Raw genomic sequence first — 23,551 nt, 5'->3', positions numbered from 1 at the left:
TGATAGTGCGGGTTCCCGTGTGAAAGTAGGACATCGTCAGGCTATTTACCCCGCAAAGCCCCTGCTCATCTCCTTGAGCAGGGGCTTCGCCTTTTGGTCATTCGAATTGCAAGCTTCGAAGAAGGACGGACCCATGGCGATTTCCAGCCCCTCCTCATGTGCCGTGTCGATCGCAGGCCTGACCAAGACCTACGCATCGGGTTTCCAGGCCCTGAAGCGCGTCGATCTCGATATCCAGCAGGGTGAGATCTTCGCCTTGCTCGGCCCGAACGGTGCCGGCAAGACGACCTTGATCTCCATCGTGTGCGGCATCGTCACCGCCAGCAGCGGTACCGTGGCGGTGGCCGGCCATGACATCGTCCGCGACTACCGTGTCACCCGTTCGAAGATCGGCTTGGTGCCGCAGGAGCTGTCTACCGACGCCTTCGAGAGCGTATGGGCGACCGTCACCTTCAGCCGCGGCCTGTTCGGCAAGGCGCCTGATCCGGCACGGGTGGAAAAGGTGCTGCGCGATCTTTCGCTCTGGGACAAACGCAACGAGAAGATCATGGCCTTGTCCGGCGGCATGAAGCGCCGCGTGATGATCGCCAAGGCGCTGTCACACGAGCCCGAGATCCTGTTCCTCGACGAGCCGACTGCGGGCGTGGACGTGGAACTGCGGCGCGACATGTGGGAAATGGTGCGGCAGTTGCGCGACCGCGGGGTCACCATCATCCTCACCACGCACTACATCGAAGAGGCCGAAGAGATGGCAGACCGCATCGGTGTCATCAACAAGGGCGAACTGATCCTCGTGGAGGAGAAGGCGACGCTGATGAAGAAGCTCGGCAAGAAGCAGCTGACGATCGAACTCGACCAACCGATGCACGCGGTGCCGCCCGAACTGGCCGCGTGGAACCTGGTGCTCAAGCCCGGTGGCCACACGCTGCAGCGTGAGTTCGATGCCGCCGACACCCAGGGCGGCGTGGCACCGCTGCTGCGGCGCCTGGGCGAATTGGGCATCGGCTTCAAGGATGTGAATACGCAGCAAAGTTCGCTGGAAGACATCTTCGTGAGCCTCGTCCATCAAAAAACCCACGAGACTGTGGGCGGCGCCGCCGCGGGAGCCGCGGCATGAGCGGCGGGTTCAACGGCCATGGCGTCTGGGCCATCTACCGCTTCGAGATGGCGCGCTTCATGCGCACCGTGGGGCAGAGCCTGGTCACGCCGGTGATCACCACCTCGCTGTACTTCGTGGTGTTCGGTGCGGCCATCGGATCGCGCATGGAGCAGGTGCACGGCGTGGACTATGGCGCCTTCATCGTGCCCGGCCTCATCATGTTGTCGCTCTTCACGCAGAGCCTGTCGAACGCATCGTTCGGCATCTACTTTCCGCGCTTCACCGGCACCATCTACGAGCTGCTGTCGGCACCGGTGTCGTACCTCGAGATGGTCCTTGCCTACGTGGGTGCTGCCGCGACGAAGTCGATCATCCTGGGCCTGGTGATCCTGCTGACGGCCAGCTTCTTCGTGCCGCTGCACATCGCGCATCCGGCATGGATGGTGGCCTTCCTCGTGCTCACGGCGGTCACCTTCAGCCTCTTCGGCTTCATCATCGGCCTGTGGGCGAAGGGCTTCGAGCAGCTGCAGCTGATCCCTATGCTGATCATCACGCCGCTGACCTTCCTCGGCGGTGCCTTCTATTCGATCGACATGCTGCCGCCGGTGTGGCGCACGGTCACGCTGTTCAACCCTGTCGTCTACCTGATCGACGGCTTCCGCTGGAGCTTCTTCGGCACGGCCGACGTGGGTGTCGGTTGGAGCCTGGGTGCAATCTGCGGCTTCCTCGCGCTGTGCCTGGTCGTCGTGGCCTGGATGTTCCGAACGGGGTACCGGCTCAAGAACTAGGGGCGTGCCAGGCGCGGGGGCTTTCCCTGCGCCGGCGCAGGCGTATCGTGGGTTGCGCATCGTCTGGAGGCCCGCCATGCAGTCATACCAAGCCCTCTACTACCCCTTCATCCACTTCAAGGATGAACAGTGGCTGAAGCTCGCGGCGCTGTACTGGGACAAGATCGCCCGGATCGTGCCGCACGACTACCCCACGGCCGACAGCGACACGGTCAAGGCCTTGTCACCCTGCATCGGCACGGTGCGGCCCGACTGGGTGCCGCCCGACTTCGCACAGGCCTTCGTGGACTTCCTATCGCAGCACGGCGGCAGGCTGCGGGAGCGGTACGGCCTGCATCTGCGCGAGCAATGGCCTGAACTCGGTGAGACGGAACGCGCGCCGCGCGCGGGTGGGCCCTCGGGCAACGACCGCCGGCTGGGATACATCTTCTACGAGAAGATCGACAACGACGTGCGCCGCGCGCTGGACGCCTCGGGCCTGGCGTCCACCGACCAGCGGGGAGAGCGCTGGGTCGGCATGCACCCGAGGCTGGCCTGGGTCTACATGACGGCACTGGCCGAGCAGCTGGCGGCGCACCAGGGGCTGTGCCCGTTGACGGACGAGACACGCGACCATCTGGCGCTGTCCAGCCTCTCACCCGAGCGCCTGGCGCAAGCCCTGCTGGACGATGTCGAGCTGGTGGGCACCGAGCCGACGCCGCTGGAGATCGAAAGCACCCTGGTGTCGGTCGCCTTCAAGGCGGTGGTGCCTGCCAACCTGGCGGAACTCGAGCCCAAGAAGATCATGGCGTTCCGCGAGAAGTATCCGCAGGAGCGCATTGCGTTCCAGAAGGCGGCCGCCGACCTGCTGAAGGGCGGCGAGTGGCTGAAGTCGATCGACAACCCGGCCGTGCTGGAGCAGCGCCTGCGCGACGAATACGACAAGCACTGGAACACGCGCCTGCAGGACCTGCGCGAGCAGCTGCGCGACTGCGGCATCGATGCCGTGCTGGGCTGCTTCAACCTGAAGGCGGTATTGCCCGCGGGCGTGGCCGGCGCGATGGCGGGCCTGGCGCTGCATCCGGTCGCCGCCGGCGCGGCCGGGCTCGCCGTCGGCGTGATGACGACCCTGCGCGACAAGCGCAAGCAGGCGATGGGCGCCTTGCGCGCCTCGCCTGTCTCCTACCTCTACCGCATGGAACAGGACCTCGCGCCCAAGGACCTGTGGGGGCGGGTCAAGCACGGCACCCAGCGGTTCGCGCTCGGCATCTGAGGCGCCACACAGGGGTTGGGCGTGAGTGCGCGTAATCCCGCGTAGCGAGGCCCGGCGCGCCCCGCTACTCTGTATACAGAGTACAGAAATCCAACCCATGCCCGCGCGACTGCTCGCCATCGAAGCCGTTCCTGATCTCGTCGAACGTGTGCACCGCGCGTTGCTCGATGCGATCGTCGACGGCTCCCTCGCGCCGATGGCCCGCCTTACGCAGGAGGACATCGCCCGCCAGCTGAACGTGTCGCGGCAGCCGGTGCTGCAGGCGCTGCGCCAGCTGAAGGCCGAGGGCCTTGCAGTCGATGCGCCGGGGCGCGGCCTGCTGGTGGCGCCGCTCGACGGCGACTGGATCGTTGCGGTGTACCAGGTGCGCGCGGCGCTCGACGTACTGGCCGCGCGCCTTGCCGCCATGCAACATGCCGTGATCGACCGTGGGCTGATCGACCGTGGCCGCACGGCCGCCCGCGGCCGCGACGTGCGCAGGATGATCGAGGCGGACGCTGCCTTCCATGCCGCGATCTACGCGGCTTCCGGCAATCCGCTGATCGAACCCAGCGCCAACGTGCACTGGCGCCACATCCGGCGCGCGATGGGTGCCGTGCTGCAGAAATCGACGCTGAGGCTGGCGGTCTGGGACGAGCACGAGGCGATCGCACAGGCCATCGGCCGGGGCGATGCCGATACCGCAGCCGGGCTGATGGCCGGCCATGCCCACCGGGCGAGCGAGCACATGCAACTGAAGCTCGGCGGTGCCAGCACCGCGCCTGCCGATGTCGTTGTCCAAGGAGCCAGCAGATGAAGTTGACCGCCGAGCAAGTCGCCCGTTTCGAGCGCGAGGGTTTCCTGTTCTTCCCCGGGCTGTTCAGCCCGGAGGAAACGCGCGTGCTGACCGAGGCCGTGCCCGCCCTCTACAGCCGGCGCGAGGCCTTCAACGTGCGAGAGAAAGGCTCGGACGCCGTGCGCACGAACTTCGCCGCACACCTGTACAGCGCGCCCTTCGCGCGGCTGGCGCGCCACCCGCGCATGGTCGAGCCGGTGCAGCAGCTGCTGGGCGAGGCGCTGTACATGCACCAGTTCAAGATCAACGGGAAGATGGCCTTCGAAGGCGATGTGTGGCAGTGGCACCAGGACTACGGCACCTGGCTCAACGACGACCACATGCCGCAGCCCCGCGCGATGAACGTCGCGATCTTCCTCGACGAGGTCAACGCGTTCAACGGTCCGCTGATGTTCATTCCCGGCAGCCACCGCAAGGGCGTGGTCGATGCCAAGCATGACCTGACGACCACCAGCTACCCGCTGTGGACCTTGGACGACGCGCTGGTCGCGGAGCTGGTGGAACGCGCGGGCGGGCGCGATGGCGGCATCGTCTCGCCGCTGGGGCCGGCCGGATCGATGATCCTGTTCGACTCCTGCCTCGTGCATGCGTCCGGCAGCAACCTGTCGCCCTGGAACCGGGTCAGCGTGTACCTCAGCCTGTGTGCGGTCAGCAACCACATCCGGCGCCACAAGCGCCCCGAGTACATCGCCCATCGCGACTTCACGCCGATCGACTGCCTGTCGGACGATTGCCTGCTGCGCCAGGATCCCGTGGATCTGCCGTGGCGCGACGGCATGCCTGCCAGTGCCCTCGTCACCTCGGCCCCCGAGCCCGCCGCCGTGGCTTGAACCCGGCGATGCAGCCTCGCGCCGCGGGGCCGCATCGCGACGCGCTGGCCAGCGGCCGGCAGAAAGACATCGATGAGTCTCTACGACAAACTCCGCCAGCGGGCCGCGGCGGGCCAGCCGGTGCGCATCGGCCTGGTGGGCGCGGGCAAGTTCGGGTCGATGTACCTGGCACAGGTGCCGCGCATCCCGGGCGTGCACCTGGTGGGCATCGCCGACCTGTCGCCCGATGCCGCGCGCCGCAACCTCGAGCGGGTCGGCTGGCCGGCCGAGCGCTCGCAGGCCGCATCGCTGGAGGATGCGCTGCGCTACGGCAGCACGCACGTCGGCGACGACTGGATGGCCTTGGTGCGCCACCCGTCGATCGACGTGCTCGTCGAATGCACCGGCCATCCCATCGCTGCGGTCGATCACTGCCTGGAGGCCTTTCGCCAGGGCAAGCATGTCGTCAACGTGACGGTGGAAGCCGATGCCTTCTGCGGCCCGCTGCTGGCGCGCAAGGCGGCCGAGGCCGGCGTCGTGTACTCGCTCGCGTTCGGCGACCAGCCGGCGCTGATCTGCGATCTCGTCGACTGGGCGCGTGTGTGCGGTTTCCCCGTCGTCGCCGCCGGACGCGGGCACAAGTGGCTGCCCCACTTCTGCGAATCGACGCCGCAGACCGTCTGGGGCTACTACGGCCTGACGCCCGAGCAGGCGGCGCGTGGCGGCCTCAACCCGAAGATGTTCAACAGCTTCCTCGACGGGTCCAAGCCGTCGATCGAGTCGACCGCCGTCTCCAACGCCACCGGGCTGGCGGTGCCGTCCGACGGCCTGCGCTATCCGCCAGCCAGCGTCGAGGACATCCCCTTCGTCACCCGCCCGCGCGAGGAGGGCGGCGTGCTGGAGCGCAAGGGGATGGTCGAGGTCATCTCCTCGCTCGAAGCCGACGGTCGCACCATCCCGTACGACATCCGCATGGGCGTGTGGGTCACGGTCGAGGGCGAAACGGAATACATCCGCAACTGCTTCGAGGAGTACAACGCGCACACCGACCCGAGCGGCCGCTACTTCACCTTGTACAAGCGCTGGCACCTGATCGGGCTGGAGGTCGGCATGTCGGTGGCCAGCGTCGCGCTGCGTGGCGAACCCACCGGGGTGGCGACCGGCTGGCACGCCGATGTCGTGGCCACGGCCAAGCGCGACCTGCAACCGGGCGAGCTGCTCGACGGGGAGGGCGGTTACACCGTCTGGGGCAAGCTGCTGCCTGCGGCCGCATCGGCGGGCATGGGGGGCCTGCCGCTCGGCCTGGCGCACGATGTGAAGGTGGTGCGGCCGGTCCGCAAGGGCCAAAGCCTCACCTGGGCCGACGTCGCGATGGACACGTCGACGCAGGCCTACCGCATCCGCAAGGCGATGGAGGACATGTTCGCCGCGGCCCCCGGCCACGGCTGATCCTTTGCACACGCCCGCCGGGCGGCGCTCAAACGGCGCTCGCCCGTGCGGCCTTCACTTGACCGACCGTCACGGCGCTGACGATGATGCGCCGTGTCCGAACCTTCCCTCCCGCCGCCATCCGGCCCGATGTCCCTGGCTGACGAGCTGGCCGCGACGCGCATCGAACTGCAGCGTCTGCAGCGCCTGTTCCGCAGCGCGTTCAGCCACCAGTTCCAGTTCATGGCGATCCTGTCGCCGCAGGGGCACGTCGTCGACTACAACGAGCAGTTCGCGCCGGGCGCGCGGCTGCCGCGCCAAGAGGTGGTGGGGCAGCTCTTCTGGGAGACGGCCTGGTGGCGAGACCACCCGCAGATCGTCGAGGCCTGGCCGCTGAGGCTGCAGGCGGCGGCGCAGTCCGACGCACCCGTGGTGTACCACGACATGTTCACCTCCCCCGACGGCGAGCCGCGTTGGGCCGAGGCGGCCGTGCATGCACTGCGCGACGAGCAGGGCCGGCCCGAGGGGTTCGTCGTCCAGGCCACCGACACCACGGAGCGGCGGCGTGCCGAGGCGCTGCGCGAGGCCGTGGAGCAGCGGCTGCACGATGCACAGACGCTGCACGCGATCGGCACGCTCGCCGGCGGCATCGCGCACGACTTCAACAACATCCTCGGCGCCATCCGCGGCAACCTCGTGCTGGCGCTCGACAGCCTCCCGGCAGACCACGCCGCACGGCCGCCGCTGGCGCAGATCGAACGCGCCAGCCTGCGCGGGCGCTCGCTGGTGCGGCAGATCCTCGAATTCAGCCGCAAGGAAGTCGGTGTGCTGCACCTGCAGCCGCTGCAGCCGCTCGTGGAAGAGGCGGTGTCGCTGCTGCGGCCCACGTTGGCGCCGGGCGTGCGGCTGCAGACGCGCCTGGACGCAGCGGCGGTCTGGGCGCGCGTGAACGCGTCGCAGATCCACCAGGTGCTGGTGAACCTCTGCACCAACGCCTGGCAGGCCCTGCCCAAGGCCGGCGGCGAGATCACCGTCGGGCTCGAACGGCTGGCCGACGGCAAGGTCCATCTCTGGGTCGCCGACGACGGCGCCGGCATGGACGCCGAGACCCAGCGCCGCATCTTCGAGCCCTTCTTCACGACCAAGCCGGTCGATGCGGGCACGGGCCTGGGCATGTCGGTGGTGCACGGCATCGTCACCGCCCATGGCGGCACGGTCGAGGTTGACAGCGCTCCGGGGCGCGGCACCACGGTCCATGTGCACCTGCCCAGCGCGCAGGGCGAGGCGGAGGCCGGCGGCGCCGATCCCGAAGACCCGCAGGCCGAGCTCGGTGCCGGACGCCATGTGCTGTATCTCGACGATGACGAGGTCATGGCGACGATCGCCGGCCAACTGTTGCAGCGCGGCGGCTACCGCGTGACGACACACGTCGACTCGGACGAGGCGCTGGCGGCGTTGCGCCTGCCGGACCACGGCATCGATGCCGTCGTCACCGACTTCAACATGCCCGGCCGCAACGGCCTGGACATCGTCCGCATGCTGGATGACCTTGCCCCCGGCGTGCCGGTGGTGCTGACCTCCGGCTACATCGACGACCGCCTGCGTGCAGCGGCCGCACGCCTCGGCGTGACACGCCTGCTGAACAAGGAAGACCTGCGCGAAGAGCTCTGCCGCACCGTCGATGCCGCGCTGCGCGTGGCCGATGACGGCCGCTGACCGGCAGGCCACCAGCAGCGGCTGCCCGTGCCGCAGGCCTCGCAGTCAGGGTGAACCCTCCACGCCGGAGCAGGGGTATCGGGCCTTAGCCATGACCCCCTGGCGGCACAACGGAGCCCCCGCGCATGAAATGCAACTTTCCGTTGCGAAGCCACGGGCGTGGCCGGCGGCGGCAACCTGAAGGAGCACTGCGCCACGAGGGCGAGTGCTACTGCACCGACTGCATGGATTCGCGTCCGACGGGAAGGTGATCGTGACGCTGCAATTCACGCCGAACGTACTGAACCTGCGTTCCGCCAGCGGCGCGAACGTTCCCGGCAGTCATCTCGAAGGCGACGTCCGACGGCAAGACGCTGGTCGTCACCTTCGACAAGGCGCTGATCGACAACAACAGGCCGGCGGCATCGCCGGCCCCGGCCTGCTCAGCACGTCGGTCGACGTGTCGGCGACCGGCTTCGGCAGTGCGGTTGCGACCTCGCGCTTCACCGGCTCGTTCCTGAACGGCGTGCAGGTGGACCTGAACCTCGATTTCACGGCGCTGGACTTCGCGGTCGGTTCCGGCTGACGAGCAACGGCGTGACCCTCTTCGAGGACTACGTGCAAGGCCCGTGGGTGTTTTCGTACACCCCGGTGGTCGGCAGCACCAGCGTGCTGGACCTGACGGTCTCGAGCGAGGTCAGCGCTGCGTTCCTGAGCGCCGGCGCGGGCGATGCCAGCGCCTTCGGCCTGGTCGGCATCACCGGCGCGGTGCCGGAAGCCGAGACCTGGCTGATGTTCACGCTCGGCCTCGGCGCCGTGGCGGCCCTGCGCCTGCGTTCACGCCGCCAGACCGCGGCGGCCTGAGGCAGCCGCCGGTATACCCTCGTGCGGCCGCGGATGCACGAGGCCGCAAGGCCCGCCTCGGCGGGCCTTGCCGTTGTCAGAGCGACCGCACGGGCACGGCGCCGGCCTGCTGCACCGCGGCCATCGCGAACTGCGCATGCGTGCGGCTGGCGGGATGGACGATCACGGCATGCCGTCCGTGTGCAAGCGCATCGCGGATCCTGCGGATGACGATGCCACGGTCCGGGCGCAGCGTCAGCAAGCCGGCGGCCAGGCCGCCGAGGAAGGCGCCCATCGCGCCGAGGAACAGCGCCGTGAACCCCGGCGAGGCGGCCGCCGCCTCCCACGGCAGGTGCACCAGCCCGAGCGCCACCACGCCGCCGCACAGCGCGCCGAGCGGCATGAGCAGCGCATGGCTGCGCAGCAGCGTGCGCCCGATGCCGCGTTGCTCCGGCTCCAGCTTGCGGGCGGTCTTGCGGTCGTGCGGGTGGATCACGACGGTGTGCAGGCCGGGCTCGTGCCGCAGCCGCGCGGCGAGCCGCTCTGCCGGCACGGCGTCATCGAACACGCCTGCGACCAGCGTCAGGGAATGTTCGCCGAAGGGGGATGCGAAGGAATTCATGGCTGCCTCACAACGATGACGGTGTGCGTCGATTGGAAGCCTGGCAGGCGGCCGCAGGGATCGCCCGCCAACCCGTCGGTACGTCGGATGTCCCCTACGCCCGCCCGGTGCCGCTACAGGTGGACGATCATCAGCGGATGGGTTTCGTCGAACGGCCCGCCGCCGCGCGACCATTCGAGCCGGGCAGCGTCCTCGATGGCCGCCCGATGCTGCAGAAAGGATTTCAAGCCTTCCCCGGCGGTGGTGCCTGCCTGGTACTTTGTCGCCAGGGCCGAGCGAAGCAGCAGCACGGGAATCTGCGCGTCGTTCACCTGAAGGATGAAGCGCACGTCGCCGTTGTCGCCGTCTTCTCTGGGTTGTTGGGTGCTCACAGGGTGCTCCGGTATTGAGTGGCAGGGGGTGGCCCCGAGGCTACCCGCGTGCATACCGTGCGCGCCGCGCGGCCGGGCGGGTCGCGGCCAATCCGCACAGGCGCGCGGCCTCCCGTCCGACAGCGTGCCGCGGCGAGGCGCCTTGGCACGCACGCTGTTTGCCTCCCTGCGGCTCATCAACGATGAAGAGAGGATCGTCATGGTGCTGCGCATCAACATCGAAGGTGCAACCGAGGAGGAGGTGGCCCGGGGCATCGCTGCCGCGAAGGCCCACCTGGCGTTCCGGGGCTTCGACCCTGCGGAGGCGGCGGCCAGCTGCGTCAAGCGCGACCGCTGGAGCGGCAACGGCTTCCGGGGGGCCGAGCCCACCGATCGCGAGATGCAGGCAGCCGATGCATGGGACGAGGCGGACCGGATCGCCGCGGCGGCCTGCTGCGAAGGCTGGCGTGCGGCGCCGTTCTGCTCCGACCTGGAGACCGATGTGCCGCAGGAGGCCGATGCGTCAACCGGCCGCGCCGCGTAGGCCGTCGGGGCGCGGGGCCGGCTCCTGGCCCCGCCGCGAGCCGAACTCGTGGGCATAGACCCAGGTGAGCTCGGCGCCCATCAGGAAGATCTGGGCCGAGTAGTAGACCCACACCAGCAGCACCACAATGGAGCTGGCGGCGCCGAGGCCGCTGACGAGCCCGCTCTTGCCGATGTACAGGCCGATCAGCAGCTTGCCGACGGTGAACAGCAACGCGGTCAGCGCCGCGCCCACCCACACATCGCGCCAATGGATGTGCACGCGCGGCATGAATTTGTAGATCAGCGCGAAGGCGGCCGTCGTGAAGCCGAAGCTGATCACGAAGTTGACGGCCTGGCCGGCCGCCTCCCATCCTTCGGGCGCCGTCCAGCTGCCCCAGGCCGAGATCGCCGCATTCACGACCAGCGAGACCAGCAGCAGGAAGCCGATCGCCAGCACCATGCCGAAGGAGAGCAGCCGGCTGCGCAGCAGCGCCCACACGCCGGTGCTGGCCTGCCTGGCCGGCACGCGCCAGATCTGGTCGAGGTCCGTCTGCAGTTCCGCGAAGACCGTCGTCGCGCCGATCACCAGCACGACGAAGCCGATGAGCGTGCCGATCACGCCGGCGGCCGGCTTGTTCATGCTTTCGAGCAGCGCCTCTACCGCGGCTGCGCCCTCGGGGCCCATCAGGCCGCGCAGCTGGTCGAAGATCTGGCCGCGCGCAGCCTCCTGGTCAAACACCAGCCCCACGATGGTCAGGACAATGAGCAGCAACGGCGCCACCGAGAACAGCGTGTAGTACGCGAGGGCCGCGCCCATGCTCGACGCGTTGTCGGAGATCCACGCATCGACCGACTGGCGCACCAACCGCACGATGCGGCTGGCCAGCGGGGCCGGGGCGGCGGGGCTCGCAGCGTGCGGCGTCATCGCTGCGGCCGGCGCGGTGTCATGCCGGCAGCGCGGCCTGCTGCTGACGAGGGAAGAAGCGCGGCTGGTGGCGGGGCTCCTGCGGCACGGCCAGCCACTGGCTTTCCAGCGAATGCGTGTGCGTGTGCCGCGTCCATCCGAAGCCACAGCCGGCGCACAGGTAGCGCAGCCGGGTCTCGCCGCCCGTCCTTGCGAGGGCACCGTGTGCCGGCGCCGCGGGCTGCGTCAGCAGCCGCTCGCAATCGCTGCACATCTTCATCGCATCTCCTGTCGATCGCCTGTCGGGAACATGTCTCCACTGTCGACTGCACCTTTGCGGTGCGCCGTAGGACAAGGTGCCGATCTGCCGGCGGACGGCAGGAGGTTGCAGCACGAGCAGCCGCGCGGCTTGCGTCAGGCACCGCGGGACGGCAGCAGCCGGGCGGCGAGTTCCTGGGCGGTGAGGTGGGTGAGGTCCTTGTCCTCCTCCTGCATGACCTCATCGGCGACCTGCCGCGGCCAGGCCTTGCGCAGCAGGCCCAGGAAGCGCGGGGCGGCCGTCACGTGCAGGGCCTCGTGGCGCCGGCCTGCCGTGCCTCCGCCAGCCACTGTGCCATGCGGCCGGGGAACACCAGCGGGGCGGTGTGCGACGGCAGCACGTACGCATGCGCAACGGCTTCGTCGGCAAGCCAGAGGCCGGGAGGCGGAAGCAAGGTACTCATGGCGGATCCTTCGGGTGCGGTGCAGCCGCGGCAGCGATGCCCGGCCTGCGGCAATCACCGTGCCGCACGCGTGTCGGTCCGGCTACACGCGGATGGCTTGCCGTCCGACGGCCGCCGGCAGACCGTGGCGCGAAGATGCGGCCGTCCGACGTTCGAGGAGCACCGCCATGAAGTCCTCTCGTTCCCTGTTGATCCTGGCCACCGTCACCACGCTGTCACTGGGCGCGGCGGCATTCACCGCCACGGCGCAGGCCGCGGCCGAGCCCGGGCCCACGGCCGTGTGCGCGGCACCGGCCGCTGCGCCGCCGGCACTGGCAGCGCCGCGCGCGCAGGCCCAGCGGCCCTCGTGAGCCGCCACCCACGCGCGGCAGCGCGGCAGGGCGCGCGCGGGCACTCCGTTCGCCAAGCGATTGGCCAAAGGAGATCGTACATGGACCGCACCACCACCTCCGCCGAGCACCTCCGGGACCTGATACGCGCCGAAGCGGCGCGGCGGGGCGTGTGCAACGGCGTCTTCCTGTCGGGCGTCGAGCCGCACGAGCCGGATGCGGACGGCTGCAACTGGGGCCTCGCCGGCGTGCGCGGCGCAGAGGATCCGCAGGCCACCGCCGCCTGCCTGCAGTCCCTCGACGCCTTCGTGCAGGACCTGCGGGCCCGCTACAAGCTGCCCGACACGCGCTAGCGGCAGGCGGGGGAGCAGGGCGCTCAGCCCAGGATGTCCTTCGCGATCGTGTTGCGCTGGATCTCGCTGGTACCGGTGACGATGCGGTACATGCGCAGCCGGCGGAAGATGAATTCCACCGGATGGTTGCGCGTCACGCCCACGTTGCCGTGGATCTGCACCGCCTTGTCGGCGATCTCGAAGCAGCGCTCGGAGACGAAGAGCTTGCACATCGACGCCTCGGCGCGGATGTCCTCGCCGCGGTCGGCCGCCCCGCCGGTGGCCAGCACCATCTTTTCGCAGGCGTAGAGCGCCGTCGCCATGTCGGACAGCATGTGCTGGATGGCCTGGAACCGGCTGATCGGCCCGCCGAACTGCTGGCGGTGGTGCGCATAGTCGATCGACAGCCGTAGCGCCTGGCGCGCCAGGCCGATCATCGTCGGGCAGTGCAGCAGCCGGTTGACGCTGATGCGCCCCATCGCGATGCGCAAGCCGTCGCCTTCCTCGCCGATCAGGTGGGCCGCGGGCACGCGCACGTGGTCGAGGTGGATGTCGGCGTCGATGTACTGGCCGCTCATCGGCACGCAGTCGTGCTCCAGCCGCACGCCCGGCGCGTCGAGGTCGATGAAGAGCGCCGAGATGCCCTTGCTGCCGGCGTCCGGGTCCGTCACGCACATCGTGATCGCGGCATCGGCGAAGGTCGACGCGCTGATGTAGTGCTTGTGCCCGGTGACGATGTAGTGGTCGCCATCGCGCACGGCGCGCGTGCGGATGCTGGCGGCATCGGAGCCCGACTGCGGCTCCGTCATCGCGAAGCACATGCCCAGCTCCCCGTTGACCACCGGCTCCACATAGCGCTGCCGCTGGTAGGGCGACACGTGCTTCACCAGGGAGCCGATGCGCGACGGTCCGCCCCAGTCGCCCAGCACGTGCGGGAAGAGGATGGCCCCCGAGGCCGCGACGTCGTCCTTCAGCTGGCACAGCTCGGCCAGCGGCAGGCCCTGGCCGCCCATCGACACCGGCAGCTGGATGCCGTAGAAGCCCAGCTCGCGGCAGCGGCGCCAGACCGAGCGGATCAGCGCGCGGTCGAACTTGTCCTCGTAGCCCAGGCCCTCGCGGCGCTCGAAGGGGATGAGCTCGTTGTTGAGATACTCGCCGAGGCGTTGGCGCAGTTCGGCGATCGGCGCTGCGTGGCGCGGTGGGGCCGTGGTCATCGGCATGCTCCTGGTGGTCGGTGTGGTGGGGCGATGAGACTGGACGATCTTCGTTACTTCGTGGCCGTGGCCGAGCAGGGCCACGTGGGCCGGGCCGCCCAGCGGCTGGGTGTCACCCAGCCGGCGCTGACCAAGGGCGTGCAGCGGCTGGAGGCCAGCCTCGGGCTGCAGCTCTTCGAGCGCAGCACACGGGGCATGGCGCTCACCTCGGTCGGCAGCGTGTTCTTCGAACGGGCGCGGCACCTGTGCCTGGGCCTCGACGAGGCGGTGCAGGAGGCCGGCGACCTGCACCTCGGCGCCATCGGCACCATCCGCGTGGGGGTCTCGCCGCTCTTCGCCGACGCGCTCGTGGGCGAGACCTTCACGCGGCTGCTGCGCCAGCGCACCGGCGCCAAGGCGCGGCTCGCGATCAGCCTGAACGACACGCTGCTCGCGTCGCTGCGGCTGGGCGACCTGGACCTCTCGATCAACGCGCTGGAAGACACCGAGCCGGAGGGCCTGGCCCAGGAGCCGCTGTTCGACGACGAGCTGTGCGTGGTGCTGCGCGAAGGCCATCCGCTGCTCGAACGGCCGTCGCTGCGCTTCGCCGACCTGGCCTCCGAGCGCTGGGCGCTGCCCGGCACCGAGGTACTGGCCCGCCGCCGCGTCGAAGCGCGCTTCGCGGAGCTGGGGGTGCCGCCGCCGGCCATCGTGCTGCAGATCGACACCTCGATCACGCTGGCGCCGTCGGTGGTGCGGCAGAGCGACCTGCTGGGCGTGATGAGCCGCTTCTCGCTGCGCTCGCCGGCCGGCGCAGGCCTGGTGGCGTTGCCGCTCGCGCAGGCCGTGTGGCCCCGGCGCATCGGCATCGTCACCCGGCGCGGAGCGTACCTGTCGCCCTTGGTCCATCGTTTCATGGAACTGTTGCGCGAGCGGTCGCAGGAGTTCGGGCGCATCACGCTCAGTTCTGGAGCGCCAGCTTCCGGATGATGGGGTCGTAGCGCCGCGCTTCCTGCAGCGCGAACTGGCGCATCTCGGCCGGCGTGCCCGCGGTGGCCACGAACCCCTGGTCCGCGAAGAGCTTGTGCAGCTCGGGCGTGCGCACCGCGGCCGCCACGGCGGCGTTGAGCCGCGAGACAACGGCCGCCGGGGTGCCCTTCGGGACCGAGAGCCCCGCCCAGCTGCCGGCATCCAGGTCGGGCATGCCCAGCTCGGAGAACGCCGGCACGTCGGGCAGGGCCGGCGAGCGGGCCTTGCTCGTCACGCCGATCGGCACCACCTTGCCGTTGCGGATGAATTCCAGCGCAGGGCCGACGGCGATGAGGCCCAGCTCGATCTGCCCGCCGACCAGGTCGGTCATCACGTTGGCGCCGCCCTTGTACGGGATGTGCACGATGTCGAGGCCGAAGTGGTCCTTGATGATCTCGAAGGTCAGGTGCATCGAGGTGCCCACGCCCGGCGAGCCGTAGGACATCTGCGCACCCTGCTTCAGGCGATCGCGCAATTGCGCGAAGGTCTGGATGCCCAGCTTGGACGAGGCCATCACCACGTGCGGCGCGATGCTGATGCGCGAGACCGGCAGCAGGTCTTCCTGCGGGTCGTAGTCGAGCTTGCGGTACATGCTGCGGGCGATGGCGATGTTCCCGCCGTACATCAGCAGGGTCTGGCCGTCGGGCCGGGCGCGCGCCACCTTCGAGGCCGCGATGTTGCCGCCCGCGCCGCCGATGTTCTCGATGATCACCTGCTGCCCCAGGTCGGCCGACAGCGGCCGCGCGACCTGCCGGGCGATCGAGTCGAACTGGCCGCCGGCCGAGAAGGGCACGACGAGCGTGACGGGGCCGGTGGCGTAGCTCGCGGCGGCGCGGGCACCGCGGGGCAGCGCCGCGGTGGCGGCCGCTGCCAGCGATGCGGCGAGCCATTGCCGGCGTCCGATGAGGCGGTCTTCCATATCGTCTCCTGGTGTGTCTGCGATGCAGCCAGTGTGGGCCTGCCGGAGGCCGGCACCGATACCGGACGCGGCGGATCCGATAACAGCATGGAATCGTCCGGGCTGCCCCGCGGCCGATAACGCGGCGGCATCGAACCCGGCGCCTGCCTTATCGGCGGACGGCGGCTGCACTCCTAGCATTCCCGGCCATTGCAACCCGCCGCACGAGAGGATCGCCATGAACCAGGGCCGCTTCATCACCCGCAACGCCCAGTACTACGCCGACCATCCGGCCGTGATCTTCGAGGATCGCGTGATGACCTTCCGCGAGCTCGACCGGCGCTCCAGCCGGCTGGCCAACGCGCTGCTGGGCCTGGGCCTGAAGAAGGGCGACCGCGTCGCGTTCCAGATGTCGAACCAGCCGGCGATCGTCGAGATCGAGATCGCGCTCTACAAGGCCGGCCTGGTGAAGATGCCGTTGAACGCGCGGCTCGCGCCGGCCGAGGTGACGGACGTGATCGTCAATGGCGAGCCGCGTGTGTTCATCGTCGGCGATTCGCACACCGGCAGCGTGCAGGAGATCCTCGCGACGATCGACGTGCCGCACCTGGTGGCCTGCGGCAACGCGGTGCCCGGCTGGCACGGCTACGAAGACCTGCTGGCACGCGCGAGCGACCGCAGCCCCGACGTCGAGATGCAGGCTGGCGACCTGGCCGTGCTGCACTACACCTCGGGCTCCACCGGCAAGCTGAAGGCTGCGATGCAGACGGTGGGCAACCGCCTGTCGCACCTGCGCAAGGTGGGCATGCACCGCATGCGCGTGGGCCCCGGCGACGTGCTGGGGCTCAGCGGCCCGCTCACGCACGCCAGCGGCATGTTCATGCAGCCCTTCCTCTACCAGGGCGGCGCGCTGCTGATCCAGGACCGCTTCGACCCCGACCTGCTGCTGGCCGAGGTGGAACGCTGGCGCGTGAGCTACACCTTCATGGTGCCCACGATGCTCAACCGCCTGGCCACGCACCCCGGCATCGGCCGCTACGACCGCAGCAGCCTGCGCCAGATCGCCTATGGCGGCGCGCCGATGGCGCCGGCCCGCATCCGCGAGGCCTGGGAGGTGCTGGGGCCGGTGCTGTCGCAGGGCTACGGCGGCGGCGAGACGACGGGCGGCCTGATCCTCTTCGACACCGAGGCGCACGCACGCGCGCTGCGTGACGTGCCCGACCGCCTGGCCTCGTGCGGGCGGCCGATCGGCGAATCGCAGGTGATCGTCGCGGGCGACGACGGCCAGCCGGTCAGCGGCGATGCGGTTGGCGAGATCCTCGTGCGCGGCCCCGACGTCTTCGCGGGCTACTGGAAGGAGCCGGAGCTCACCGCACAGGCCTTCACTGCCGACGGCTGGCTGAAGACGGGCGACGTGGCCAAGGTGGACGAGGAGGGCTTCGTCTACATCGTCGACCGCAGCAAGGAGATGATCATCTCGGGCGGGTTCAACATCTACCCGACCGAGATCGAGCAGGTGCTGTACCAGCACCCTTCGGTGTACGAGGCCTGCGTGGTTGGCGTGCCCGACGACACCTGGGGCGAGGCGGTGAAGGCGGTGGTGGTGCTGCGCGACGGCCAGCGCGCCGACGAGGCCGAGCTGGTGCGGCACTGCAAGGCGCTGCTGGCGGACTTCAAGAAGCCGCGCTCGATCGACTTCGTGGCGGAGCTGCCGCGCAACCCCAACGGCAAGCTCTCGCGCAAGTTGGTGCGCGAGCCTTTCTGGGCGGGGCGTGACCGGCGCGTGGGCTGAGGGCGCTCAGGCGCGGGCGCCGGCGGCCTGCAGGGGCCGCGGCCACCGCAGGTGCGCCAGCGCGATGCTGATCCACACCGCGACGCTGAAGTACAGCGACATCCAGACGACCTCGGTGTGCCAGTCCGACCAGCGGTGCGAGACCGTCCAGCGGCTCGCCGCATCGGCCAGGCCATCGGCCAGCGCGAGGTAGCTGCGGCCCGCGGCCTCGTCTGCAAGCCAGCGGGCCCAGTACATGGGCACGTCGATGGCGAACATGTAGGCCACGTAGGCCGCGCCGGCGGTGGCGGCTGCGTACAGCGCCACCCGGGCGCGCCCGGCATGCCGCGGTGCGATCGACGCCATCGTCAGTGCGGCAAGGGCGGCGGCCGTGCCCCAGAGGGCCTCCTCGACGACATGGCCGAGGTTGGAGGTGGTCAGCACCGCGTGCCAGGAAAACAGCTCGGCGATGGCGATCATCGGCACGATCACCCGTGCGGTCCACAGCGCCCGGTGCGCCTGCACCGACCGCGCCGATGCGGCCAGCAGCAGCGCCCATTGCGCGGCGAAGCACAGCTCGGCCAGCGTGGCCACGCTGCGCCCGACCAGCACGCTCGACAGCGCACTGTCCACCAGCACCTGGCGCTGGATGTCGAACACCGGCAGCACCGAGCGCCAGGCGCAGCCCGCCACGTACACCGCCGACAGCAGCAGGTGCAGCCGCACATCGGCGCGCCGGGCCGCGCCGCGGCGGTGCAGCCAGAGGGCCGATGCGGCCCAGGCCGCGACGTTGAGCGCGGCGATGCCGCAGAGGAATGTCCACCACCAGCGGGTCTGCGGGTCCATGAGCGGGCCGGCCTCATGCAATCGTATAAACGGTTTATACGATTGATTCGGCCCCGCCGCCTCCGGGGATCCACGCAGCGGCCGCGTGGCGGCTCAGGCGCTCTGGCGCGTGACGATGGTGTACCCCACGTCGACGATGCGGTTCTCGACCGCCCGGCCTTCCGCGCGGTCGATGATGAACTGCGCCGCCGTGCGGCCGATGCGGTCGTAGTCGATGCGCACGGTGGTCAGCGGCGGGTGCAGCGACGCGGAGAAGTTGACGTCGCCGTGGCCGACGATCGAGAGATCGCCCGGCACGCCGATCGAGCGCACCAGGCATTCGGTGAGGGCGCCCATCGCCAGGGCATCCGAACCGCAGAAGACGCCGTCGACGTCCGGTGCCTTCTCGAGCAGCGCGGCCAACCCGGCACGGCCCTTTTCGTGCGTGGTGGGGGAGGGCACCAGCTCGACCTGCGGCGCGCGGACGCCTGCGCGTGCGGCGGCGCGGCAGAAACCCTCGTTGCGCTGGCGCGCCCGGTCGTCGTTCCCGCTCACGATGCCCAGCCGCCGGCGCCCACGCGCCAGCAGGAAATCGCACACGTCGAAGCCCAGGCGCTCGTGCGAGAACCCGACGATCATGTCGATGGGTGTCGAGGTGAGATCCCACGTCTCCACCACCGGGATGCCGCTGGCCAGCAGGCGGTTGCGCCCCTCGTGGGAATGCATGATCCCGGTGAGCACGATGCCGTCGGGCCGCCGGCCGATCAGCGCGTCGAGCAACGCATCCTCGCCGGCGGGCGTGAAGCCCGACTGGCCGAGCAGCACCTGGTAGTCGTGGCTGCCCAGCGCCAGCGTCAGCGATTCGATGGTCTCGGTGAACACGCCGCCCGAGAGGCTGGGCACCACGGCGGCCACGAGGCGGCTGCGCCTGGACCGCAGTCCTCCTGCGATGAGGTTGGGCACATAGCCGGTGCGGGCGATCGCGTCGCGCACCCGTTCGAGCGTGGGCGCGGAAACCTGTTCGGGCGTATTGACGGCGCGCGACACCGTGATGATCGAGACCCCCGCCACACGGGCCACGTCGTGCACCGTCACCGCCGTGCGTTTCCGGGGGGCCGAAGCGGTTGCGGCGGGATCGTTGAGGGGGCTGTTCGTCACAACGCATGGTAGCGCCCACCCCCGGCCCACCCCCGGGACAGGCGGTCCCGAGGCGGTCGTCCGCCATCGCCTGGCGCCAGGGTTAACGATAACCGTTTGTGGGTTGCGAACACGCATTGGCAACGTTAACAATTGCGCCGTCCACCACCAATCGCTTTCGAATTCGCACCCTGAACGGACAGACCGGTAACGTTGTCATCCGGGTGCAGGTGGCTGGGCGGACCACCCTTTACGCAGAGGAGACCCCATGAAACTGACCCGACTGACGATGGCCCTCGCGGCCCTGGCGCTGGGCGCCTCGGCGGCCACCGCGCAGGTGACGTCGCTGCCGGCGGCCAAGCTGTTCCCGAACGAGAACGCGGAACTGGTGACGCTGCACCTGAACAAGGCGCGTGAGATCGCCGGCGACGACCTCTTCCTGCTCTACCAGCAGCGCTGCATCATCGACCAGGCCTTCCCCATCGTCGACGACGACATGCAGAACGCGGGCCTGGTGCTGCCGACCAAGGCCTTCGAGGACCTCTACTTCGTCGGCCAGAACGGCGTGTCGGCCTGGCTCGTGAAGACGAATGCGGGCTACGTGGTGTTCGATGCCCTGAACAACGCCGACGAGGCCGAGAACATCCTGGTCGACGGCATGAAGAAGCTGGGCCTGAACCCGGCCGAACTGCGCTTCGTCGTCGTCACCCACGAGCACCGCGACCACTACGGCGGCGCCAAGTACCTGCAGGACACCTACGGCGTGCAGGTGGTGGCCTCCGAGGTGGCCTGGACCTCGATGGAACGCGCCACCGGCACGCCGGTGCGCAACGTCACGGTGGCCGACGGCCAGTCGTGGACGGTGGGCGGCAAGACCTTCCAGTTCTTCGTGACCCCGGGCCACACCGACGGCTCGCTGTCCACGATCATCCCGGTGACCGACAAGGGCGGCAAGAGCCACAAGGCGGCCCTGTACGGCGGCTTCGGCATCCCGGGCAACGTGACCAACAAGGTCAAGCAGATCCAGTCGCTGCAGCGCTTCGGCGTCTACACGCAGGCGGCCGGCGTCGACGTGATCATCGGCAACCACCAGGTGCAGGACGCGTCGCTCGCCAAGATGGACCTCGCCCGCCATCGCCGCTGCGATGCCAACACCTGCATCGATCCGAACCCGTTCGTGATCGAGAAGACGGTGGCCGGCGCCAAGTCGACCTCGCCGGAGAAGTTCCGCGTCTATTCGCGCTTCCTGCAGGTGCAGGAGCAGTGCATCCGCGTCAACGCTGCGCGCAACGGCCAAGTGCTTCCGCTCTGATCGGCCGCAGTCCTCGTTCCAGGAGTTTTCATGTCCTTCCAACGTACTTCCATCACCCTGGCCCTGGCCCTGCTGGCCGGCGCCGCACAGGCCGGCATCGTCACCTTCAGCGGCGACAGCACCGGCGGTCCCACCTTCAACCGCCTGCTCGAAGATGCCGCCACGCTGTCGAGCGAAGGCACCGCGGTGGCCTACACGGCCTACCAGTTCAGCGTCGACACGTCGGGCCTCTACACCTTCCTGACGACGGCGGCCTTCGACAACATGGCCTTCCTCTATGCAGGCAGCTTCGACGCCGCGCTGCCCGCCGCGGGCGCGCTGATCGGCAACGACGATCTCGTCTCGGCATCGACCTCGGGCTTCGCCTTCAACCTGAACGCCGGCGGCAGCTACGTGTACGTCACCACGGGCTTCTCCAACGCCGACTTCGGCCAGTTCAGCACGACGATCGGCGGGCCGGGCGTGATCGCCGCGGTGCCCGAGCCGTCCACCTATGCGCTGCTCGCGATGGGCCTCGCCGCCGTGGGCGTGGCGGCCCGCCGTCGCAGCCGCAAGGACTGACGAGGCAGGGCAGGGGGCACCGGCATGAACGGCCTTCTTCGCCGGTCGTCCTGCGCCCTCGGCCTCGTGCTGCCGCTGGCCGCCGCGGCCCACGGCTACTTCCCGCCGAAGTTCGGCGGCCTGATGAGCGAGGGCGGCGAGATCTCGGTCGAGCTGGTCGCGCAGGCCGATCGCACGGTGCTGCATGTCGAGGACCACGGCATGCCCATCCCGACCGAAGGCGCCAGCGGGGCCCTGGGGATCGCGTCCGCCGATCGGCCGCAACGTGTGCTGGCGCTGGGCCCGGGCGGCCACAACCGGCTGGTCGGCCCCGCCGCCGAACTGCGCCCGGGCGACCGGGTGGTCGCGCGTGCGTCGTTCCCGGACGGCAACGTGATGTTCGTGCGCTTCCGTGTCCGGGGGCCGGACGAGCCCCCGCCGGCCCCTCCCGCTGCCGCACCGCCGCCCTTCGCCAAGCCCTTTGCCGTGCCCTTCGCGGCACCGCCCGCCCGGCCCCCGTCCCCGCACGACCCTGCGGACGCCTCGCGCCCGCACCTCTCTTCTTCCGGAGTCTCGCCTTGAACAAGCTTTTCCCCTTCCTGGCTGCCGCGGCCGCGGCAGCGACCCTCGGCCTCGCCGCCACCGCCTCGGCGCAGACCTGGCCCGACAAGCCCGTCACGATGGTCGTGCCGTTCCCGCCCGGCGGCTCGACCGATTCGATCGCGCGCGCCCTCGGGCCCAAGCTGAGCGAGAAGTTCGGCCAGACCTTCGTCGTCGACAACAAGGCCGGTGCCACCGGCACCATCGGCGCCGGCGCCGTCAAGCGCGCGCCGGCCGACGGCTACACCTTCCTCGTCACGTCGCTGGGGCCGCTGGTCATCGCGCCGCACCTCTTCAAGAGCGTGCCTTACGACGCCTTGAAGGACTTCGACCTCGTCACCGTCGCGGTGCAGGCACCCAACGTGCTGGTCGTGCCGGCGGCCTCGCCGCACAAGTCGGTGGCCGACGTCGTCGCGTTCCAGAAGGCCCACCCCGGCAAGATGACCTTCGGGTCGTCGGGCAACGGCTCCAGCGACCACCTCACGGTCGAGCTGTTCTGGCAGCAGTCGGGCACCTCGGGCTCCCACATCCCTTACAAGGGCGGCGCTCCGGCGATCTCCGACCTGCTGGGCGGCCAGGTCGATGCCTCGTTCCAGAACGTGAACGCGGTGCTGCAGCACATCAAGGCCGGCAAGCTGAAGGCCCTGGCCGTCACCGGCGACAAGCGCGCGGCGGTGCTGCCCGATGTGCCGACGATGGCGGAGGCCGGCGTCAGGAACGTCGAGGTCTACTCGTGGCAGGCCGTTGTCGGCCCCAAGGGCCTGCCGGCCGACGTGCGCGGCAAGTTCCACGCGGCCGTCGTGGAGGCGCTGAACGACCCGGCCGTCAAGCAGCAGTTCACCGCGATCGGGTTGGAGGTCGTGGGCAACACGCCCGAGCAGTTCGGTGCCTTCCAGGCCAGCGAGTTCGCACGCTGGAAGAAGGTGATCGAGACCGGCCGGATCACCGCGGACTGAACCCCATGGCCTTGCATTCCACCCCCGTCGTGACGCGGCTGCAGGCGATCCCGGTCGCCGGCCGGGACAGCATGTTGCTCAACCTGAGCGGTGCGCACGGTCCCTTCTTCACCCGCAACCTGGTCGTGCTGACCGACAGCGCCGGCCGCACCGGCATCGGCGAAGTGCCGGGCGGCGAGGCGATCCGCCAGACCCTGGAGGATGCACGCACGCTCATCGTGGGCCAACCCGTCGGCGAGTACCAGGGCCTGCTCCAGATCGTGCGGGCGACCTTCGCCGAGCGTGACAGCGGTGGCCGCGGCCTGCAGACCTTCGACCTGCGCACGACGGTCCATGCCGTCACCGCGCTCGAATCGGCGCTGCTCGACCTGCTGGGCCAGCACCTCGAGGTGCCTGTGGCCGCGTTGCTGGGCGAGGGCCAGCAGCGCGATGCCGTCGAGATGCTGGGCTACCTCTTCTACGTGGGCGACCGCACGAAGACCGGCCTGCCCTATGCCTCGGCCCCCGAAGAGGCCGACGATTGGTTGCGCCTGCGCCACGAGGAAGCGATGACGCCCGAGGCCATCGTCCGCCTCGCCGAGGCGGCCCATGCCCGCTACGGCTTCAACGACTTCAAGCTCAAGGGCGGCGTGTTGGCCGGCGAGGCCGAGGTCGAGGCCCTCACCGCCTTGCACGAGCGCTTTCCGCAGGCCCGCGTCACGCTCGACCCGAACGGCGGCTGGCTGCTGAAGGACGCGATCCGCCTGATGCGCGACAT

The 23,551-nt window shown here is 69.7% G+C and carries 29 protein-coding genes; 19 read left to right on the top strand and 10 right to left on the bottom strand.

The features are described from left to right. Positions 1-133: 133 nt before the first annotated feature. From V4F39_RS20495 to V4F39_RS20455, 9 genes are all read left to right on the top strand, one after another. Entirely contained in the window at positions 134-1,117 is a 984-nt protein-coding gene (locus tag V4F39_RS20495; protein WP_332291764.1) for an ABC transporter ATP-binding protein, read from the top strand. Next, positions 1,114-1,887 (top strand): ABC transporter permease, encoded by a 774-nt coding sequence (locus tag V4F39_RS20490; protein WP_332291763.1) that lies wholly within the window; start codon positions 1,114-1,116, stop codon positions 1,885-1,887. The genes V4F39_RS20495 and V4F39_RS20490 overlap by 4 nt, the downstream gene beginning before the upstream one ends. Before the next feature lie 76 nt (positions 1,888-1,963). Further along, on the top strand, positions 1,964-3,139 hold the full coding sequence (locus V4F39_RS20485) for a DUF6236 family protein (RefSeq protein WP_332291762.1): 1,176 nt from the start codon (positions 1,964-1,966) through the stop codon (positions 3,137-3,139). 97 nt (positions 3,140-3,236) lie between these two features. After that, positions 3,237-3,935: a GntR family transcriptional regulator gene (locus V4F39_RS20480; protein ID WP_332291761.1), complete on the top strand. Its 699-nt coding sequence runs from the start codon at positions 3,237-3,239 to the stop codon at positions 3,933-3,935. Beyond that, positions 3,932-4,804, top strand: coding sequence for a phytanoyl-CoA dioxygenase family protein (locus V4F39_RS20475; RefSeq protein ID WP_332291760.1), 873 nt, complete (start codon positions 3,932-3,934; stop codon positions 4,802-4,804). The genes V4F39_RS20480 and V4F39_RS20475 overlap by 4 nt, the downstream gene beginning before the upstream one ends. A 72-nt stretch (positions 4,805-4,876) precedes the next feature. Beyond that, complete coding sequence (locus V4F39_RS20470) at positions 4,877-6,232, top strand: NAD(P)H-dependent oxidoreductase (RefSeq protein ID WP_332291759.1); 1,356 nt, start codon at positions 4,877-4,879, stop codon at positions 6,230-6,232. Between the two features lie 129 nt (positions 6,233-6,361). Then, positions 6,362-7,927 carry a hybrid sensor histidine kinase/response regulator gene (locus V4F39_RS20465; protein WP_332291758.1) on the top strand — a complete coding sequence of 522 codons (1,566 nt, stop codon included), beginning with the start codon at positions 6,362-6,364 and terminating at the stop codon, positions 7,925-7,927. A gap of 253 nt (positions 7,928-8,180) precedes the next feature. Beyond that, complete coding sequence (locus tag V4F39_RS20460; RefSeq protein ID WP_332291756.1) at positions 8,181-8,492, top strand: hypothetical protein; 312 nt, start codon at positions 8,181-8,183, stop codon at positions 8,490-8,492. Positions 8,493-8,503: 11 nt separating this feature from the next. Next, positions 8,504-8,770, top strand: a complete 267-nt coding sequence (locus V4F39_RS20455; RefSeq protein WP_332291755.1) for a PEP-CTERM sorting domain-containing protein — start codon at positions 8,504-8,506, stop codon at positions 8,768-8,770. A gap of 76 nt (positions 8,771-8,846) precedes the next feature. Here the strand turns inward: V4F39_RS20455 and V4F39_RS20450 are convergent, their stop codons facing one another. Both V4F39_RS20450 and V4F39_RS20445 read right to left on the bottom strand, forming a co-directional pair. Further along, entirely contained in the window at positions 8,847-9,371 is a 525-nt protein-coding gene (locus V4F39_RS20450; protein ID WP_332291753.1) for a hypothetical protein, read from the bottom strand. A gap of 113 nt (positions 9,372-9,484) precedes the next feature. Then, positions 9,485-9,742, bottom strand: a complete 258-nt coding sequence (locus V4F39_RS20445) for a DUF1488 family protein (RefSeq protein ID WP_332291751.1) — start codon at positions 9,740-9,742, stop codon at positions 9,485-9,487. A 142-nt stretch (positions 9,743-9,884) separates the two neighbouring features. Here V4F39_RS20445 and V4F39_RS20440 point away from each other — a divergent pair, with 142 nt between their 5' ends. Next, positions 9,885-10,265: a hypothetical protein gene (locus tag V4F39_RS20440; protein WP_332291750.1), complete on the top strand. Its 381-nt coding sequence runs from the start codon at positions 9,885-9,887 to the stop codon at positions 10,263-10,265. Here V4F39_RS20440 and V4F39_RS20435 read toward each other — a convergent pair. The 4 genes from V4F39_RS20435 to V4F39_RS20420 all read right to left on the bottom strand — a co-directional run bounded on the left by V4F39_RS20435 (position 10,245) and on the right by V4F39_RS20420 (position 11,872). After that, positions 10,245-11,171: a YihY/virulence factor BrkB family protein gene (locus V4F39_RS20435; RefSeq protein WP_332291749.1), complete on the bottom strand. Its 927-nt coding sequence runs from the start codon at positions 11,169-11,171 to the stop codon at positions 10,245-10,247. The genes V4F39_RS20440 and V4F39_RS20435 overlap by 21 nt on opposite strands. Positions 11,172-11,190: 19 nt before the next feature. Continuing rightward, positions 11,191-11,430: a hypothetical protein gene (locus tag V4F39_RS20430; protein WP_332291747.1), complete on the bottom strand. Its 240-nt coding sequence runs from the start codon at positions 11,428-11,430 to the stop codon at positions 11,191-11,193. Between the two features lie 134 nt (positions 11,431-11,564). Continuing rightward, positions 11,565-11,714: a host attachment protein gene (locus tag V4F39_RS20425; RefSeq protein WP_332291745.1), complete on the bottom strand. Its 150-nt coding sequence runs from the start codon at positions 11,712-11,714 to the stop codon at positions 11,565-11,567. Beyond that, complete coding sequence (locus tag V4F39_RS20420; RefSeq protein ID WP_332291743.1) at positions 11,711-11,872, bottom strand: hypothetical protein; 162 nt, start codon at positions 11,870-11,872, stop codon at positions 11,711-11,713. Before V4F39_RS20420 ends, V4F39_RS20425 begins: the two co-directional genes overlap by 4 nt. Positions 11,873-12,039: 167 nt before the next feature. On the opposite strand from V4F39_RS20420, the gene V4F39_RS20415 reads away from it, so the two are divergent. Together V4F39_RS20415 and V4F39_RS20410 are read left to right on the top strand one after the other, a co-directional pair. Beyond that, complete coding sequence (locus V4F39_RS20415; protein ID WP_332291741.1) at positions 12,040-12,222, top strand: hypothetical protein; 183 nt, start codon at positions 12,040-12,042, stop codon at positions 12,220-12,222. 80 nt (positions 12,223-12,302) lie between these two features. Next, a complete protein-coding gene (locus V4F39_RS20410) occupies positions 12,303-12,554 on the top strand; it encodes a hypothetical protein (RefSeq protein WP_332291740.1) in 252 nt (83 codons plus the stop codon). A 23-nt stretch (positions 12,555-12,577) separates the two neighbouring features. Here the strand turns inward: V4F39_RS20410 and V4F39_RS20405 are convergent, their stop codons facing one another. Then, the gene (locus V4F39_RS20405; protein ID WP_332291739.1) at positions 12,578-13,747 is read right to left on the bottom strand and encodes an acyl-CoA dehydrogenase family protein; all 1,170 of its coding nucleotides are present in this window, start codon (positions 13,745-13,747) and stop codon (positions 12,578-12,580) included. 33 nt (positions 13,748-13,780) lie between these two features. Here V4F39_RS20405 and V4F39_RS20400 point away from each other — a divergent pair, with 33 nt between their 5' ends. Next, on the top strand, positions 13,781-14,716 hold the full coding sequence (locus V4F39_RS20400) for a LysR family transcriptional regulator (protein WP_332291738.1): 936 nt from the start codon (positions 13,781-13,783) through the stop codon (positions 14,714-14,716). Here the strand turns inward: V4F39_RS20400 and V4F39_RS20395 are convergent. Continuing rightward, positions 14,688-15,674, bottom strand: coding sequence for a Bug family tripartite tricarboxylate transporter substrate binding protein (locus tag V4F39_RS20395; protein WP_332291737.1), 987 nt, complete (start codon positions 15,672-15,674; stop codon positions 14,688-14,690). The genes V4F39_RS20400 and V4F39_RS20395 overlap by 29 nt on opposite strands. A 217-nt stretch (positions 15,675-15,891) precedes the next feature. On the opposite strand from V4F39_RS20395, the gene V4F39_RS20390 reads away from it, so the two are divergent. Then, positions 15,892-17,445: an AMP-binding protein gene (locus V4F39_RS20390; RefSeq protein ID WP_332291736.1), complete on the top strand. Its 1,554-nt coding sequence runs from the start codon at positions 15,892-15,894 to the stop codon at positions 17,443-17,445. A gap of 6 nt (positions 17,446-17,451) precedes the next feature. On the opposite strand, the gene V4F39_RS20385 is transcribed toward V4F39_RS20390, so the two are convergent. Next, positions 17,452-18,270 (bottom strand): hypothetical protein, encoded by an 819-nt coding sequence (locus V4F39_RS20385; protein ID WP_332291735.1) that lies wholly within the window; start codon positions 18,268-18,270, stop codon positions 17,452-17,454. Between the two features lie 93 nt (positions 18,271-18,363). After that, complete coding sequence (locus V4F39_RS20380) at positions 18,364-19,344, bottom strand: LacI family DNA-binding transcriptional regulator (RefSeq protein ID WP_332291734.1); 981 nt, start codon at positions 19,342-19,344, stop codon at positions 18,364-18,366. Positions 19,345-19,654: 310 nt separating this feature from the next. Between V4F39_RS20380 and V4F39_RS20375 the strand changes: the two genes are divergently transcribed. The 5 genes from V4F39_RS20375 to V4F39_RS20355 form a co-directional block, all read left to right on the top strand. Then, positions 19,655-20,698: an MBL fold metallo-hydrolase gene (locus V4F39_RS20375; RefSeq protein WP_332291733.1), complete on the top strand. Its 1,044-nt coding sequence runs from the start codon at positions 19,655-19,657 to the stop codon at positions 20,696-20,698. A 30-nt stretch (positions 20,699-20,728) separates the two neighbouring features. Continuing rightward, complete coding sequence (locus V4F39_RS20370; protein WP_332291732.1) at positions 20,729-21,259, top strand: PEP-CTERM sorting domain-containing protein; 531 nt, start codon at positions 20,729-20,731, stop codon at positions 21,257-21,259. Positions 21,260-21,283: 24 nt separating this feature from the next. Continuing rightward, on the top strand, positions 21,284-21,820 hold the full coding sequence (locus tag V4F39_RS20365) for a hypothetical protein (protein WP_332291731.1): 537 nt from the start codon (positions 21,284-21,286) through the stop codon (positions 21,818-21,820). Further along, positions 21,817-22,794: a Bug family tripartite tricarboxylate transporter substrate binding protein gene (locus tag V4F39_RS20360; RefSeq protein WP_332291730.1), complete on the top strand. Its 978-nt coding sequence runs from the start codon at positions 21,817-21,819 to the stop codon at positions 22,792-22,794. Before V4F39_RS20365 ends, V4F39_RS20360 begins: the two co-directional genes overlap by 4 nt. A gap of 5 nt (positions 22,795-22,799) precedes the next feature. Beyond that, positions 22,800-23,551, top strand: a 752-nt coding sequence (locus V4F39_RS20355; protein WP_332291729.1) for an enolase C-terminal domain-like protein, incomplete at its 3' end; no start/stop codon positions are given.

Source organism: Aquincola agrisoli, from assembly GCF_036621135.1.
GTDB classification, from domain to species: Bacteria; Pseudomonadota; Gammaproteobacteria; order Burkholderiales; family Burkholderiaceae_C; genus Aquincola; species Aquincola agrisoli.
The sequence above is the reverse complement of the archived record's forward strand: the minus strand, read 5'-3'. Positions and strand labels throughout refer to the sequence as shown.

Excerpts from the sequence above, each read along its gene's own strand:
- V4F39_RS20470 (WP_332291759.1), top strand. The coding sequence starts at position 4,877 with ATGAGTCTCTACGACAAACTCCGCCAGCGGGCCGCGGCGGGCCAGCCG.
- V4F39_RS20395 (WP_332291737.1), bottom strand. The coding sequence starts at position 15,674 with ATGGAAGACCGCCTCATCGGACGCCGGCAATGGCTCGCCGCATCGCTG.
- V4F39_RS20495 (WP_332291764.1), top strand. The coding sequence starts at position 134 with ATGGCGATTTCCAGCCCCTCCTCATGTGCCGTGTCGATCGCAGGCCTG.
- V4F39_RS20400 (WP_332291738.1), top strand. The coding sequence starts at position 13,781 with ATGAGACTGGACGATCTTCGTTACTTCGTGGCCGTGGCCGAGCAGGGC.
- V4F39_RS20385 (WP_332291735.1), bottom strand. The coding sequence starts at position 18,270 with ATGGACCCGCAGACCCGCTGGTGGTGGACATTCCTCTGCGGCATCGCC.
- V4F39_RS20375 (WP_332291733.1), top strand. The coding sequence starts at position 19,655 with ATGAAACTGACCCGACTGACGATGGCCCTCGCGGCCCTGGCGCTGGGC.
- V4F39_RS20435 (WP_332291749.1), bottom strand. The coding sequence starts at position 11,171 with ATGACGCCGCACGCTGCGAGCCCCGCCGCCCCGGCCCCGCTGGCCAGC.
- V4F39_RS20490 (WP_332291763.1), top strand. The coding sequence starts at position 1,114 with ATGAGCGGCGGGTTCAACGGCCATGGCGTCTGGGCCATCTACCGCTTC.
- V4F39_RS20420 (WP_332291743.1), bottom strand. The coding sequence starts at position 11,872 with ATGAGTACCTTGCTTCCGCCTCCCGGCCTCTGGCTTGCCGACGAAGCC.
- V4F39_RS20450 (WP_332291753.1), bottom strand. The coding sequence starts at position 9,371 with ATGAATTCCTTCGCATCCCCCTTCGGCGAACATTCCCTGACGCTGGTC.
- V4F39_RS20430 (WP_332291747.1), bottom strand. The coding sequence starts at position 11,430 with ATGAAGATGTGCAGCGATTGCGAGCGGCTGCTGACGCAGCCCGCGGCG.
- V4F39_RS20465 (WP_332291758.1), top strand. The coding sequence starts at position 6,362 with ATGTCCCTGGCTGACGAGCTGGCCGCGACGCGCATCGAACTGCAGCGT.
- V4F39_RS20415 (WP_332291741.1), top strand. The coding sequence starts at position 12,040 with ATGAAGTCCTCTCGTTCCCTGTTGATCCTGGCCACCGTCACCACGCTG.
- V4F39_RS20475 (WP_332291760.1), top strand. The coding sequence starts at position 3,932 with ATGAAGTTGACCGCCGAGCAAGTCGCCCGTTTCGAGCGCGAGGGTTTC.
- V4F39_RS20405 (WP_332291739.1), bottom strand. The coding sequence starts at position 13,747 with ATGACCACGGCCCCACCGCGCCACGCAGCGCCGATCGCCGAACTGCGC.
- V4F39_RS20410 (WP_332291740.1), top strand. The coding sequence starts at position 12,303 with ATGGACCGCACCACCACCTCCGCCGAGCACCTCCGGGACCTGATACGC.
- V4F39_RS20485 (WP_332291762.1), top strand. The coding sequence starts at position 1,964 with ATGCAGTCATACCAAGCCCTCTACTACCCCTTCATCCACTTCAAGGAT.
- V4F39_RS20480 (WP_332291761.1), top strand. The coding sequence starts at position 3,237 with ATGCCCGCGCGACTGCTCGCCATCGAAGCCGTTCCTGATCTCGTCGAA.
- V4F39_RS20365 (WP_332291731.1), top strand. The coding sequence starts at position 21,284 with ATGAACGGCCTTCTTCGCCGGTCGTCCTGCGCCCTCGGCCTCGTGCTG.
- V4F39_RS20390 (WP_332291736.1), top strand. The coding sequence starts at position 15,892 with ATGAACCAGGGCCGCTTCATCACCCGCAACGCCCAGTACTACGCCGAC.
- V4F39_RS20370 (WP_332291732.1), top strand. The coding sequence starts at position 20,729 with ATGTCCTTCCAACGTACTTCCATCACCCTGGCCCTGGCCCTGCTGGCC.